The organism is Luteibacter rhizovicinus (genome assembly GCF_004342265.1).
GTDB classification, from domain to species: domain Bacteria; phylum Pseudomonadota; class Gammaproteobacteria; order Xanthomonadales; family Rhodanobacteraceae; genus Luteibacter; species Luteibacter rhizovicinus_B.
The window spans coordinates 201,767-215,084 of the sequence record NZ_SMCS01000001.1 but is presented as its reverse complement, the minus strand read 5'-3'; the positions used below and the strand labels follow the sequence as shown (position 1 = coordinate 215,084).

15 protein-coding genes are annotated in these 13,318 nt (G+C 62.9%); 7 read left to right on the top strand and 8 right to left on the bottom strand.

Going from position 1 to position 13,318, the window contains the following annotated elements:
- Positions 1-117: 117 nt before the first annotated feature.
- The 4 genes from EC912_RS00970 (at position 118) to cqsA (ending at position 4,505) form a co-directional block, all read left to right on the top strand.
- Positions 118-507, top strand: a complete 390-nt coding sequence (locus EC912_RS00970) for a cytochrome c (protein WP_165973456.1) — start codon at positions 118-120, stop codon at positions 505-507.
- Positions 508-573: 66 nt separating this feature from the next.
- Complete coding sequence (locus EC912_RS00965) at positions 574-1,947, top strand: sensor histidine kinase (protein WP_132141280.1); 1,374 nt, start codon at positions 574-576, stop codon at positions 1,945-1,947.
- Complete coding sequence (locus EC912_RS00960; RefSeq protein ID WP_243649136.1) at positions 1,947-2,984, top strand: response regulator; 1,038 nt, start codon at positions 1,947-1,949, stop codon at positions 2,982-2,984. Before EC912_RS00965 ends, EC912_RS00960 begins: the two co-directional genes overlap by 1 nt.
- 261 nt (positions 2,985-3,245) lie before the next feature.
- Complete coding sequence (cqsA, locus tag EC912_RS00955; protein WP_132141278.1) at positions 3,246-4,505, top strand: alpha-hydroxyketone-type quorum-sensing autoinducer synthase; 1,260 nt, start codon at positions 3,246-3,248, stop codon at positions 4,503-4,505.
- Positions 4,506-4,531: 26 nt separating this feature from the next.
- Here the strand turns inward: cqsA and EC912_RS00950 are convergent, their stop codons facing one another.
- From EC912_RS00950 to EC912_RS00920, 7 genes are all read right to left on the bottom strand, one after another.
- A complete protein-coding gene (locus EC912_RS00950; RefSeq protein ID WP_132141277.1) occupies positions 4,532-4,834 on the bottom strand; it encodes a DUF962 domain-containing protein in 303 nt (100 codons plus the stop codon).
- Positions 4,835-4,850: 16 nt separating this feature from the next.
- A complete protein-coding gene (locus EC912_RS00945; protein ID WP_132141276.1) occupies positions 4,851-5,726 on the bottom strand; it encodes a pirin family protein in 876 nt (291 codons plus the stop codon).
- An 18-nt stretch (positions 5,727-5,744) separates the two neighbouring features.
- Positions 5,745-6,803 (bottom strand): NADH:flavin oxidoreductase/NADH oxidase, encoded by a 1,059-nt coding sequence (locus tag EC912_RS00940; protein WP_132141275.1) that lies wholly within the window; start codon positions 6,801-6,803, stop codon positions 5,745-5,747.
- A 56-nt stretch (positions 6,804-6,859) separates the two neighbouring features.
- Positions 6,860-7,726, bottom strand: coding sequence for an alpha/beta hydrolase family protein (locus EC912_RS00935; RefSeq protein WP_132141274.1), 867 nt, complete (start codon positions 7,724-7,726; stop codon positions 6,860-6,862).
- Positions 7,727-7,800: 74 nt separating this feature from the next.
- Entirely contained in the window at positions 7,801-8,013 is a 213-nt protein-coding gene (locus EC912_RS00930; RefSeq protein ID WP_132141273.1) for a cold-shock protein, read from the bottom strand.
- A gap of 321 nt (positions 8,014-8,334) precedes the next feature.
- Positions 8,335-8,547: a cold-shock protein gene (locus EC912_RS00925; protein WP_132141272.1), complete on the bottom strand. Its 213-nt coding sequence runs from the start codon at positions 8,545-8,547 to the stop codon at positions 8,335-8,337.
- Positions 8,548-8,861: 314 nt separating this feature from the next.
- Positions 8,862-9,071: a cold-shock protein gene (locus EC912_RS00920; protein WP_132141271.1), complete on the bottom strand. Its 210-nt coding sequence runs from the start codon at positions 9,069-9,071 to the stop codon at positions 8,862-8,864.
- 380 nt (positions 9,072-9,451) lie between these two features.
- On the opposite strand from EC912_RS00920, the gene EC912_RS00915 reads away from it, so the two are divergent.
- Positions 9,452-9,937: a hypothetical protein gene (locus EC912_RS00915; RefSeq protein WP_132141270.1), complete on the top strand. Its 486-nt coding sequence runs from the start codon at positions 9,452-9,454 to the stop codon at positions 9,935-9,937.
- Here the strand turns inward: EC912_RS00915 and EC912_RS00910 are convergent.
- Positions 9,934-11,175: a DNA glycosylase AlkZ-like family protein gene (locus EC912_RS00910; RefSeq protein ID WP_132141269.1), complete on the bottom strand. Its 1,242-nt coding sequence runs from the start codon at positions 11,173-11,175 to the stop codon at positions 9,934-9,936. The genes EC912_RS00915 and EC912_RS00910 overlap by 4 nt on opposite strands.
- Before the next feature lie 156 nt (positions 11,176-11,331).
- On the opposite strand from EC912_RS00910, the gene EC912_RS00905 reads away from it, so the two are divergent.
- Positions 11,332-11,778 (top strand): EF-hand domain-containing protein, encoded by a 447-nt coding sequence (locus tag EC912_RS00905; RefSeq protein WP_243649095.1) that lies wholly within the window; start codon positions 11,332-11,334, stop codon positions 11,776-11,778.
- Positions 11,779-11,901: 123 nt separating this feature from the next.
- Positions 11,902-12,972, top strand: a complete 1,071-nt coding sequence (locus EC912_RS00900) for a phospholipase A (protein WP_132141268.1) — start codon at positions 11,902-11,904, stop codon at positions 12,970-12,972.
- The last annotated feature ends 346 nt before the right edge of the window (positions 12,973-13,318 follow it).

The window sequence follows — 13,318 nt, the reverse complement described above, 5'->3', positions numbered from 1 at the left end:
AATGCGAGTGTCGGCCGCTAACGGGAACGGGCGTCGTCGCCGACTCTGCGCGGATTATCCCATATTGAAAGAATCGACCCGTTCGCTATGCTGACGGCCCGAATCAATGGACTGCCCATGCGCGCCCTGCTCCTGATCGTCCTGGGCCTCGCCGTGGGTGCCATGGGTGCTACCTTCGCCTTTAGTGCCCTGCGCCAGGGCACGCCCTATCATCGGGGGGTGATGGCGGTCATGCAGCATCATGTCGGGGTCCTCAGGAACAGCCTGCGCAGCCAGCAATGCGATGGCCCCGCGACTGCGGCACGGCTGGCGCGTCTGACCAGTGCCGCCGCCGACATCGAAGAAGCCTTCCCCAGCATGGACAAGGGCTTCTACGACGCCGCCCGCCAACTCGACACCGCGTTGGCCGGGGCAACAAAGGCCGCGCCCGCGACGTGCGCGGCACTGACCGTCGCGCTGAAGCCAGTGAGCGACGCGTGCCAGTCCTGTCACCAGAATTTCCGCTGAACATGCCGCCCTCCCTCGCCCTAGCCATGCACGCATCCGGAGGGGGCGCTTCCCAGCGTCCACGCCATGTCTCCAGCCGGGCATAAGTTCGCCAACCCAGTTCGCTTCGTGCGGATGCAGGCCTGGCTGTTCCTGCGGGCAATGGGGCGCTTCGAGTCGACGATGTTCGCGCGCACGCGCTATTCGCAGCCCAAGATGGTGGCGATCGGCGTGGTCGGCTGCTTCTCGCTCGCCATCTATTACCCGGTATGGGCCTTCCTGTTTCCCCAGCCCTACGAGAACCTGCCGCTGCGGCTGGCATGCAGCGCGACCTTCCTGCCCCTGGCGCTGCTTCCCTGGTGGCCGCGACGGTTCAGGGCCTGGCTACCGTCGTACTGGTATCTGGCGATGACGATCGCGCTGCCCTTCTTCGTGGGCTACATGACGCTGCGCAATGCCACCCCCGCATGGCTGATGACGCACATGGCGGCCGTCATGCTGCTCATGATGCTCTTCGATGTCGCCAGCTTCCTGCTGGTGTTCACGGTGGGCAGCATCTTCGCGACCATCGCGTTCCTTCTGTCGCCGGCCGCGCATCTGCACGTGGCGCCGATGCTCGAATACATTCCCCTGCTCCTGTTCGCGATGGTCGGCGGCGCGGTGTGTAGCGTGTCGTCGTCGATGGCCGAACAATCGCGCCTCGACGCCCTGACCGCCGCGTCGAACAACATCGCCCATGAGTTGCGTACACCGCTCGGATCGTTGCGGATCGCCGCGAAGGCCGTCGGCCGGTTCATGCCTGACCTCATCCGCAGTCACCGGCTGGCCGAAAGCGAAGGTCTGCCCGTGCCGGAACTGCGAGAGCAGAATCTGCATGCGCTGGAACGCAGCGTCGGCGTCATGGAGCGCGAGGTCACCTACGCCAACACGATCATCGACATGCTGTTGCTTGCGGCCCGCCCCATCGGAGAGGTACCTCTCCACCCGCTGTCGGCAAGGGAGTGCGTCGAGCAGGCGCTACGCCGGTATCCGTATGGCTCGCGTGCCGAGCGCGACCGGATCATGCTGTCCCCGACGGGCGATTTCACGCTGATGGGGGCGGAAAGCCTGTTCGTGCATGTTCTGTTCAATCTTCTTCGCAACGCCTTGTTCCATACGGGACGTGCCGGTAAGGGCGAAATCGGCATTTATATCGAGCCCGGCGAGACCTCCAACCGCATCCGGGTTTACGATTCGGGTCCCGGCATTCCACCCGATGTCCTGCCACGGATATTTAACCGTTTCTACTCTTATTCCAGCGAAGGCCACGAAGGCGGCGTCACCGGCCTCGGAATAGGGCTCGCTTTTTCCCTCGCGGCGATGGAGCATATGGGCGGAGGCATCGTCTGCCATTCCAACTGGGGTGAGTTCACCGAGTTCACCCTCGACTTTCCTCTTCCGGATACCGGCGACACGCAGTGATGACGTTGAATGCGCAGGGCGATATCCAGCCCTTCCACTTTCCCACCACCACCGTGCTGGTGGACGACCACGAGGAATACCTCGACGTCGTCCCGTTGCTGCTCGATCCGATGATGCGCGTGCGCACGTTCAGTTCGCCGCGCGCCGCGCTGTCCACGCTGGGCAATACCGGCAGCCGGCCCGTTCCGGGCGGCGGCTGGCTATATCGCTGGAAAGACCGGCCGTCGGAAACCCAGGAACTGGTCGCGCTGGATATCGATTCGATCCATCGCGTGGTGTACGACCCCGAGCGTTTCGCCGAAATCTCGGTCGTCGTCGTCGATCAGGCGATGCCGGACATGGATGGCATTACCTTCTGCAAACGCTTGCCGAACCCTCATATCGGCAAGATCCTGCTGACCGGCCGGGCCGACGACGCCACGGCCATCGACGCCTTCAATTCAGGCGTCATCGACCGTTTCATCCGCAAAAACGACCCGCTGGCGATCGAAAAGCTGCAAACGGCGATCGTCGAGCTCCAGCGTCGCTATTTCGAACGCGCCAGCGCTTTCGTCGCCGAAACCCTGGCCCTTGGCAATTTCCGGTTCCTTCGAGACCCCGCTTTCCGCGAGGTACTGCAAGGCGTAACGGCCACGTTCCAGCCGGTGGAGTGCTACGTGCACTGCAATCCGACCGGTTTGCTGCTGCTCGATGCGTGGGGCATCGGCCGGTTCCTGCTGGTGCAGACGGACGAGGACCTGCGTACGCACTTCGAGATCGCATCCGATCTGGGCGCACCCGATTCGGTGCTCGAATCGATGCGTTCTTGCGAAGCCCTGCCCTGGTTCGCCTCGCGCGACGGCTTCTACCACAAGAGCATTTCCCAGCCCGAAGCCCATATGTACCCGGCCACGGCGATATCCGGCGAGCAGTGGTACTACTACGCGCTGATCGACGATGTGGAGCGGTTCCGGCTCCAGCACGTCAAGTCCTACCGCAGCTGGCTGCGTGAACAGGATCTCAGCCTTGCCGCGGACAGCCGCGGCCGGTTCCTCTAGCCCCCCAACGCCTATCCAGTAAGGTATTTCCCACAGGTGTCGCTCCGGTGCGAGCCGGGGTTCGTGTGCGCGTTGCCTAAGCGTAGGCCCGCGCACGCCTTCTCTCGTTACCTACACCTAACGGCTAGGGGCGTCTCAAAACGTGCCGCCTCTGTCTCTCTTATATGCGCCGACCAGGGCGAGGTCGGCGTGCGCGCGCTGCGATCCGCGGCGTGTGTGATGTCGCCCAGACATAACCACTAAGAGAGAGAGGAAATCACCATGGAGAACGTATCCGTCCTGCACCGCGTCCTGAAAGCTCCCGCCCTTCCGGAGTTCGTCAATCGCCGCGTGGATAAATTTCACAACGAACGGGTGGCCATCGACTGGGGTGGCCGTCACATTTTGCGCGGCCGTAAGCCTACGACGAACGATCTCTTGCTACAAAGCAACGACTATCTGTCGATTGCCGGCCACCCCGACATTGTCGAGGCGCAGCGCTCGTCGCTCGCAAAGGGTGGCCTTGGGATGATGATGTCCGCGCTGTTCATGCAGGATGCGGACGATCCATTGCATCGCGTGGAGTACGAACTCGCCCGTGCTGTCGGCACGGAGAACGGCATATTGGCGCAATCGGGTTACGCAGCGAACGTGGGCCTTATCCAGTCGATCGCGGACGATCGCACGCCGGTCTACATCGACATGCTGGCGCACGCGTCTCTCTGGGAGGGCATTCGCAGCGCCGGAGCGCGAGCGGTGTCGGTGCTGCACAACGACACAGCCCACCTGGAACGACAGGTCTTGCGCAACGGACCGGGAGTCATCGTCGTCGACGCGGTCTACAGCACGAATGGCAGTCTGGCGCCGCTCGTCGAGATCGCCGCGGTCGCCCAGGCATCGGGCTGCGTCCTGATCGTGGACGAATCCCATTCTCTCGGCACGCACGGCACGCGTGGCGAAGGTCTGGTGGCCAGTCTTGGGCTTCAGGACCGGGTCCATTTCATCACCGCCAGTCTGGCGAAGGCCTATTGCTCGCGCGCCGGATTCATCGCCTGCACCGATCGTTTCAAGGATTATTTCGGCTGCGAGGCTTTGCCCGCGATCTTCAGCTCGTCGCTACTGCCCTCCGAACTGGCAGGCATGTCGGCGTCGCACCGGGTTATCCAGACAGAGGGCTGGCGACGTACGCGACTGCGTCAGGTTACCCGGCACGTGCGCTGCGAACTGACCCGGCTAGGCTATCCCATCGCCGACGGCACCGAGCAAATCGTTGCATTCGAGGCAGGCGTCGAGATTCTGACTGGCAAGGTACGCGACGTGCTCGAACGCTACGGCATCTTCGGTTCGGTTTTCAGTGCGCCCGCTACAACGGTCAATCGTTCGCTACTTCGACTCACGCTGAATGCGGGCATGAGCGATAGCGACGTGGAACGCCTCGTCGACGTGTGCACGAAGGCACGCGACGAACTCGATCTTCCCGCATGGAGCGCCAGTCGCCGCGCGAAGCGCGGTGCGCAACGATCGCTGGAATACGTGGCCTGACGAACAAACGCGGGGCGTGCCGCTCGTCAGAGCGACACGCGCCCGCGCAGTATTTGCCAGAACATCACCCAGTCGCCCATCAGGCTCCAGAGCGGATGCCGGAACGTCGCCGGCCGGTTCTTTTCGAATACGAAGTGCCCGATCCATGCGAATCCATAACCACCGACCAGGGCCAGCAGCAGCCAACGCAGCTGGCCCGTCGATACCAACAACACCAACGCAAGAATAACGACCCAGCTGCCGGCGAAATGCATGCGGCGGCAGCGCACGTCGCGGTGTTCGCCGAGGTAGTAAGGATAAAAATCCTTGAAGGATGCGAACTCGCTCATGGCGGATCTCGTCTCGTCAGTACGTCGGCAGTGGAATGAATTCGCCGTCGTCACCCGGCACTGTTCCGAACCGTTGTGCCTGCCAGTCGTCTTTCGCCTGTTCGATCCGCTCCTTCGAACTGGATACGAAGTTCCACCAGAGGTGACGTTCTCCATCGAGCGGCGCGCCGCCGAAAAGCATGATCAACGACGATTCCGTCGCCTTGAGTACCGGCGGTTCGCCACCGTATTGCACTCCCATGCCGAGCGCGGGCAGATCGAGCCCGCCAAACGTCGCATGACCTTCCACGACATACGCGCCCCACTCCGAATGGATGTCCGGAAGGACGATCGATGCGCCAGCCTCGAGGCGCGCCTCGACGAAGAACATCGGCGCGAACACCTTCACCGGCGACTCCCGGCCAAAGGCTTCGCCGGCAATGACCGTGAGACGTGCGCCGTCGAGTTCGACCCTTGGCAGTTCCGAGGCGGAGTGATGATGAAACTCGGGCTCGATTTCCTCGAACGCTTTGGGCAGGGCGACCCACACCTGGATGCCATGCAGGTTCTGTCCATGGTGACGTTCGTCCGGCGGCGTGCGTTCCGAATGGACGATGCCGCGCCCTGCCGTCATCCAGTTCACATCGCCCGGATGGATATCGACGTTGCTGCCCAGACTGTCCCGATGACGGATCGCACCCTGGAAAAGCCAGGTAACGGTGGCCAGACCGATATGCGGATGCGGCCGTACATCCATGCCGGAATCCTCGGCAAAATCGGCCGGCCCCATCTGATCGAAGAATACGAACGGACCGACGTGCCGTGCCTGTAGATGGGGCAGCAGACGGCGAACGACAAAGCCATCGCCTAGGTCGCGTTCGCGTCCTTCCACCGAAATTGCCGTCACGGACATGTGTGGACTACCTCTGCGTTACCAGGCACGAGCGTACTGCTTTGGCGCGTCGACCGACACACCCAGTGCAGCCGCCGCGGTGCGCGGGAAATACGGATCGCGAAGGTTTTCCCGCGCGATCAGCACCATGTCCGCATGGCCTTCGCGAACGATCGCTTCGGCGTGCTCCGGACTCGTGATAAGTCCCACCGCGCCCACGGCGATATCCGCCTCGGTTCGAATGCGGGTAGCGAACGGCACCTGATACCCGGGAGCGAGCGGGATCTTCACGCGAGGCACCAGTCCACCGGACGACGTGTCGACAAGATCGACACCCAGCGGCTTCAGGCGGCGCGCCAGCTCGACGCTTTCGTCGGGTGTCCAGCCACCGTCCGCCCAATCCGTGGCGGAGATACGCACCCACAGAGGTAAATGCGAAGGCCAGACTTCGCGCACTGCGCGAACGACGTCGAGCAACAGGCGCGTGCGTCCTGCAAAATCGCCACCGAATGCGTCGTCGCGGCGATTGCTGAGCGGCGAAAGGAACTGGTGCAGCAGATAACCGTGCGCCGCATGCAATTCCACCAGATCGAACCCGGCGTCGCGCGCACGCACCGCCGCCGCGCGAAAATCCGCGACCACTTTGGCGATAGCCGCGTCGTCCATCGCTACGGGGACGTGCCAGTCGCCATCGAACGGCACGGCGGACGGCGCGACCGTTGCCCACGCGCCTTCGGCTTCAGACAAGGGGCCGCCGCCAAGCCAGGGCGCATGGACGCTGGCCTTGCGCCCCGCATGAGCCAACTGCACACCGGGAACGGCGCCCTGTCGGCGCACGAAGTCCGCGATACGCCGCCAGGAAGCTACCTGCGCGTCGTTCCAGATACCGACATCGCCTGCGGAAATCCTGCCTTCCGGAGACACCGCCGTCGCTTCGGAAACGACGGCGCCCGCGCCTCCCACCGCCCGGCTACCGAGGTGGACGAGATGCCATTCGTCGGGCATGCCATCGATAGCCGAGTACTGGCACATCGGCGCGACAACGATACGGTTGCGGAAAATCACATCGCGCTGCTGCAAGGATTCGAAGAGAGTCATATCCGTCCCGCGAGGAAAGAAGAAGAAACCTTACCTTCCGGCGAGCCCGCGTCGATTCAAGCGGTCTGGCCCATCCAGTCGGCGATCCGGCGGGCGATGGCATCCGGCCGTTTCATCCACGCAAAATGATCGGCGGGCTGGCCATCGAACTGGTCCGGCCCGACAACGTCCAGCGTGCGCGCTGCCGCGGGCATCTTGTCCATGAGGTACTGAAGGGACGCCGCCGGACCCAGCCAGTCGTCCCGCAGGCGCAGACCAAGGATCGGCGACGGCTGCTTTCGCAGCACAGCGTCGAGATCGACATCCAGGCCACGGGCACTGTAGCGCCCCGTGCGACCGCTACGCGACCAGTCGGCAATGACGCCCCGAGCCTCGTTGCCGCCGAACCCGATACGCCGACCGGGCAGATAGCCGACCAGAGCGGCGAGCAACGGGGCGCCCACGTAGGCCATGCCCACGGCAAGGCCGAAGTTGCGCCAGTACGGCGACCCACTGGCAACCAGCGCGATGCCCTTCGGAGCCTCCGTCGAGATAGCCGCGAACAAACTGGCCAGCTGGCCGCCGAGGCTGTGACCACCCAGCCATAACGGGACATCCGGCAGTGCCGCCTGAAGAGCCTCGTGACTCGCCGGAAGATCGTCTTTCAGCAGTTCGCGATAACCCCAGTCCGAACCTCTGCCTGCTCGTCGGTTGCTGGAACCGATGCCTCGCCATTCGTGCACCCCCACCGCGACACCACGGCATGCAAGCGCCATGGCCAACGCTTCATAGTGGCGGGCGGGAACTCCCATGGCGGGCACCCACATCAGGGCGGTTCGCGGCAATTTCGGCTCGTAGACCAGCAGTCCTGCCTGAGCGCCGTTGGAACTGCGCGCGATCCGTACGTTTTGCGCGATGCTGCCGAATGCACCTTCTTCGGTCATACCCCGGATGCTCCCCCGCGTAAAAAAAAGGCCGGGCGTCGCCGCCCGGCCCATCGAAACATGATCCGGAAATGTCAGATCGGCTCGACGTCTTCGGCCTGAGGACCTTTCTGTCCCTGAGCAGGAACGTACTTGACCTTCTGACCTTCCGCCAACGACTTGAAGCCGTTGCCCTTGATGGACTTAAAGTGAACAAACAAGTCCGCGCCGCCCGCGTCGGGCGTGATGAAGCCAAAGCCCTTCGCGTCGTTGAACCACTTAACCGTACCTGTTACTTGTTCCGCCATAACACACACCTCAATCCAGACACTGGAAAATCGGCTTGCCAGCCGACGACTTACTGAGCATGCAGGACCGGGTGAGGCGATGGAGCGGGTACTCTCGCTTACATCGGGCCACTCGCGTGACCGCGCAAACACAGCGGCTTCGATAATACTCAGATTCACCCAAAGTGCTGTAGGAAAATGCCTACAAACGTCGTGTTTTTGACACCTGCGTCGCGATTTCGGGCGGTAATACCGGCCAGGCACGAGCCTAAGGCCCTGAGCAGCCATAAAAAAAGCCGGGCGTCGCCGCCCGGCTTTTTTACGTACCAGAGGTCTAAGCGATTAGTTCGCCTTGACTTCCTCAGCCTGAAGGCCCTTCTGGCCGTTCACGACGTTGAAGCTAACCTTCTGGCCTTCCGCCAGCGACTTGAAGCCATTGCCCGTGATGGCACGGAAGTGCACGAACACGTCGGCGCTGCCGTCGTCCGGCGAAATGAAGCCGAAGCCCTTCGCATCGTTAAACCACTTAACCGTACCCGTCTTGTTGTCAGCCATTACACACACCTCGATCCACACATTTAAAAATCGGCTTGCCAGCCGACGACTTACTGAGCATGCAGGAACGGGTGAGGCGATGCAGCGGGTACTCTCGCTTACATCGGGCCGCTCGCGTGACCGCGCAAACACAGCATGTCGATCATAACGAGTTTTGAGCGAACTTATGTAGGTGAATGCCTACAAATGTGCCCTTTTCTCATTATTTTTCGTGAATTCTTAGTGAATTCGGCAAGTCGAAACCAAAAAAACACAAAGAAGCCGGACGTCATCGCCCGACTTCGTCTTTACTTACTGCCAGATGCCGGAACCGATCAAGCGGCCTGGACTTCCTCGGCCTGAAGACCCTTCTGGCCATTGACGACCTTGAAGCTGACCTTCTGGCCTTCCTGCAGCGACTTGAAGCCGTTGCCGGTGATGGCGCGGAAGTGCACGAAGACGTCAGGACCGCTATCGCGGCTGATGAAGCCGAAGCCCTTGGCGTCGTTGAACCACTTTACGGTGCCGATCTCACGATCCGACATAGAAACACTCCAATACTTAACTTTGCTTTAGATACGCCGCCCTATGACGGCCTGTTACTTCAAGACCAACCCCCGGAATTCGCGGGCGGACTGAACTGGTGTGCTAGGAAACGCGAGGAGCGAAGCGATGTTGCGGACACAAAATCAGCGGCATCGGGTCAACGGAACTCTGTGACCCCGGCAAACACAGTGGAAGGATCATACGCGCAGAATGTGTAAATAGCGATGGCACCGACCTTTTCGTGCCTGAACGGGTATAAAGACTGTCTCGTCGCACCCTGACATTGCGTTCACCCCGAAAGGTCGCATGCTTGGCGCCGCCGTATCCTCGAGTGGCCCGCGCCACGGTATCCATCCACCACCCACGAAGGGGGAGCCCCATGAACAACCCGATCGCACGCCTCGTTCCGCTGGCCTTCTGTGCCCTTGCCCTGGCGGCCTGCGCCGACCACAAGGCCAAGCCAGCCACGAAGACGGTCACCACGACGTCGACAACGGTCGTCCCCGCCGCACCGGCGACGTCCACCCACACGACGTCCGGCGGCACGAAGACGACCTCCACCACTCCCCGCACGTCCAGGCAAGCCTCCGCCAACAACGCGCCCCTGCCGGAAAACACCGGCATCGCGGCCTGCGACGAGTATCTGGCCAGCTACAAGAGCTGCCACCTGGCCGCCGGCATCTATAAATCGGGGGATATCGAGACCCGCTACGAAGATATGCGCACCAGCCTGCTTCGCCAGTCGCAGGACCCGGACATGCGCGATCAGCTGAGTGCCCGTTGCACCTCGCTGGCCTCCCAGCTGAAGCAAGCACTGCACGGAAAGTCCTGCACCGACGCCCCCGCTCCGGCCTCGACCCGCTAGGTCTCTCTGGCCAGCATCCGATTGAGCCCCGTGGCCAGGCCGCGGGGCTCGCTGCGATCCACGACGACGCGCGGCGCGCCATGCCATGCCGCGCACGCACGCAGCGTCCTGACAAGGCCGACCATCAGGGCATCGTCCGCCTCGACGCCGTCTTCCAGCCATATCCCCTTCACCTGAAATCGCCCTTCCTGGCGATGGGCCTTGGCATCCAGCCGGCCGACCAGGCGGCCTCGATGCAGGATCGGCAGGACGAAATAGCCGAATCGCCGCTTCGGCTCCGGGGTGTAACACTCCAGCGTGTACTCGAAGTCGAACAGGTCCAGCGCGCGGGCGCGATCCCACACGATAGGATCGAAAGGCGACAGCAGGGCCGTCTTCGTGGCCCGCAAGGCGGAGCGGGCACCATCGGCCAGCAAGTCCACCTGCGACGGATGCGCGTAGCCCGGACCGTCCCATCCGTCGACCGCAACCTGGAGCAGCTCGCCGCGCGCGACCATCGGTGCAAGCTCATCGTCGGTGACACGCGGCGTCAGCCGGCAATAATCGGCTATCCAGCGAGCGCGGGTCACACCCAGCGCACGAACGCTGTCTCCGATGAAGTGGCTGCGGATCGCTTCATCGCTCAGCACGCTCGTGGGCGGCGGCACGGGCCAGCCCGCCAGCACCCGTTCGGCCAGATCGTAGACACGCTGGAACCGGTCGCGCCGGGACACCATCAGACCGCCCATGGCGAACCAGGCTTCCAGCCAACGCTTCTCGGGCTTCCAGCCCCACCAGCCCTTCGTTGCAGGCATATCGCGTTCGAAGTCGCTGGCGCGCATGGGTCCGTTCTCGCGGACGCGTAGCAGTAGCGCGTCCATGTCGCCCCGGGCCTGGGCATACGTTTTCGACGCGCTGCGATGGGCCCAGTGTCCGGCGCGACTCTGGCGAAAGTCGCGGTGATACCGGTAATCCGCAGCGGCGACGAAACATGCCTCGTGCGCCCAGCATTCGGCAAGAAGACCTGTCGCAAGCGCGTCCTCCAGCCATTCCAGGCGATAAGCGCCGAGGCGGGAAAACAGCACGAAATAAGGACTGCGCGCGACGACATTGATCGTGTCGATCTGCAACATGCCCATACGCGCGATGGCGGCGGGTATATCGGATGGCCGCGCCTTCCGCGAGGGGTCCCTGAGCATGCCTTGTGCCGCCAGGTGGACGAGCTGGGCCGAACGTTGCGAAAGCCGGATCACATTCACTGTGGAGACGCCGTCTGAAACCCGTGACGCGCCAGTGCAGGCGCTATTCGGATTGGGCCCCCATTAAATCGTCGCTTGCTAGCGTCGGCAATGATTCCATTGCATGGGACGCGGTGGAGGTTCACGCACCAGGTCTTCATACGGAGGCTAAACCAGATGAACAAACAGATTCGAGTGATGCTTGCGGGTACGTCGCTGCTCGTCGCCGGCGCGCTGTTCGCCCAGAATGTTCCGCCTGCGCCGCCCATGCCGCCTCCCCCGCCGCCGGGCCACGTACCTCCGCCCAATCCTCCCCTGCCCCCACCGCCACCGCCGCCTGGCGACTCCGCGACGGCTATGCCGTCATCGCCGGAAGCCGGCGCCCGTGGTGGCACCACCATGTCGACGCCGCAGGGCCAGGTGACGGTCGACACCGCGCCAAACCCGATGCCCAAAGCGGGCCCGGCGCCGGACTTCGCCACGCTCGCCAATGGCGGGCAGTCCATTTCCGAAAGTCAGGCGTCGGCCTATCCGCTACTCGCCAACGACTTCCAGTACGCGGACAAGAACCGCGATGGAAAAATATCGAAGAGCGAGTACGAGGCATGGCTGAAACATAAATAAGCGATCGCACGCGGGAGGCCAGCCGGCCTCCCGCATTTCCCGCATTGGCGTACTGCACGGAATTCACACGTTCGCGCCGGATACACTCCCTGTTGCCAGCGGGCATCAAGGGAGCTTTAGCGGATGAAACGATTGACGACGGCAACGGCCGTAGGCGCTTTGGCGTGCCTGAACATGGGAAGCGCGTGGGCACAGAATCCCAGTCCGATGGACATACGCGCCTGCTCCGCCATCGAAACCGATGCACAGCGCCTCGCCTGTTACGACAAGGCGGTCGGGCGGCCGCGGATGGAAACCTCCGCCAGGAAAGACGATACCGCCGCGCGCAATTCGCCCGTGGTCGACGCGGCCACGCGGGACAGCGGCAATGTCGCGAAGCCGCTTTCGTTGCTGGACAGTCGCTGGGAACTGTCGCCGGAAAGCAAGCTCGGCACGATGAATCTGCGCGGCTACAGGCCCACTTACGTGCTGCCGTATTTCATCAGCAGTGACCAGAACCAGACGCCGCACAGTCCTTCGCCGAATCATACGGTCGACACGCCACAGGGCCTTCAGAACGCCGAAATGAAGTTCCAGCTGAGCCTGAAGACCAAGGTCTGGCAAGGCGTCTTCGGCGATGCCGGCGACCTGTGGGTCGGCTATACCCAGTCGTCCCGCTGGCAGGTCTACAACAAGGATCTCTCGCGCCCGTTCCGCGAAACGAACTATGAGCCCGAGGCGATGCTCGTATTCAATACGAACTACGAAATTCTCGGCTGGACCGGCAAGCTCGCGGGCATCGGCGTAGCCCACCAGTCCAACGGACGGGGCGACCCGCTCTCCCGGAGCTGGAACCGCGTCATCGCCAACATTGGCCTGGAACGTGAAGGCTGGACCGTCATGCTGCGCCCGTGGTGGCGCATTCCGGAAGACCGGAAAACCGACGACAACCCGGACATCTCGAACTACATGGGCCGCGGAGAAATCCAGGTCGTGCGCGAATGGCGCTCGAACGAATTCGCCCTCGCCGCGCGTCACTCCTTCCGCGGCGGCGACGAATCGCACGGCTCGCTGCGCTTTACCTGGAGCTTCCCGATAGTGAACAACTTCCGCGGCTATCTGGAAGTATTCAACGGATATGGCGAGAGCATGATCGACTACAACCACAAGGCGACCTATCTGGGCTTGGGCGTGTCGTTGCTCGATTGGTACTGAGCGTTCTTCGCCGCCTCACGCTCGTGCCTTGGGGAGGCGTGCATCGGATGGGGTCAGCTATACCAATGCATCGACGCAATGCTCTCCTCCACGTAACCGCAACGTTCGGAAGAGCCGTCGGCCACCACCCTCGACGCGACTTGCGCAACCGAGCGCGGCGGGCGGACAAGGCCCGCAGGGGGCGGACCTGGACGGTCCGCCGTTTTTGCTGAGGCAGGGAGGCCGAATCAAAAACCCCCGCCCGCAGCGCGGGCGCGACGGGGCGCAGCCATCAGACAAAAGCCGCAAAGCGGCTCTCCTTCCCCGAGCGACGGTGAAGCCGGAGCGTCGAGGGTGGTGGCCGACG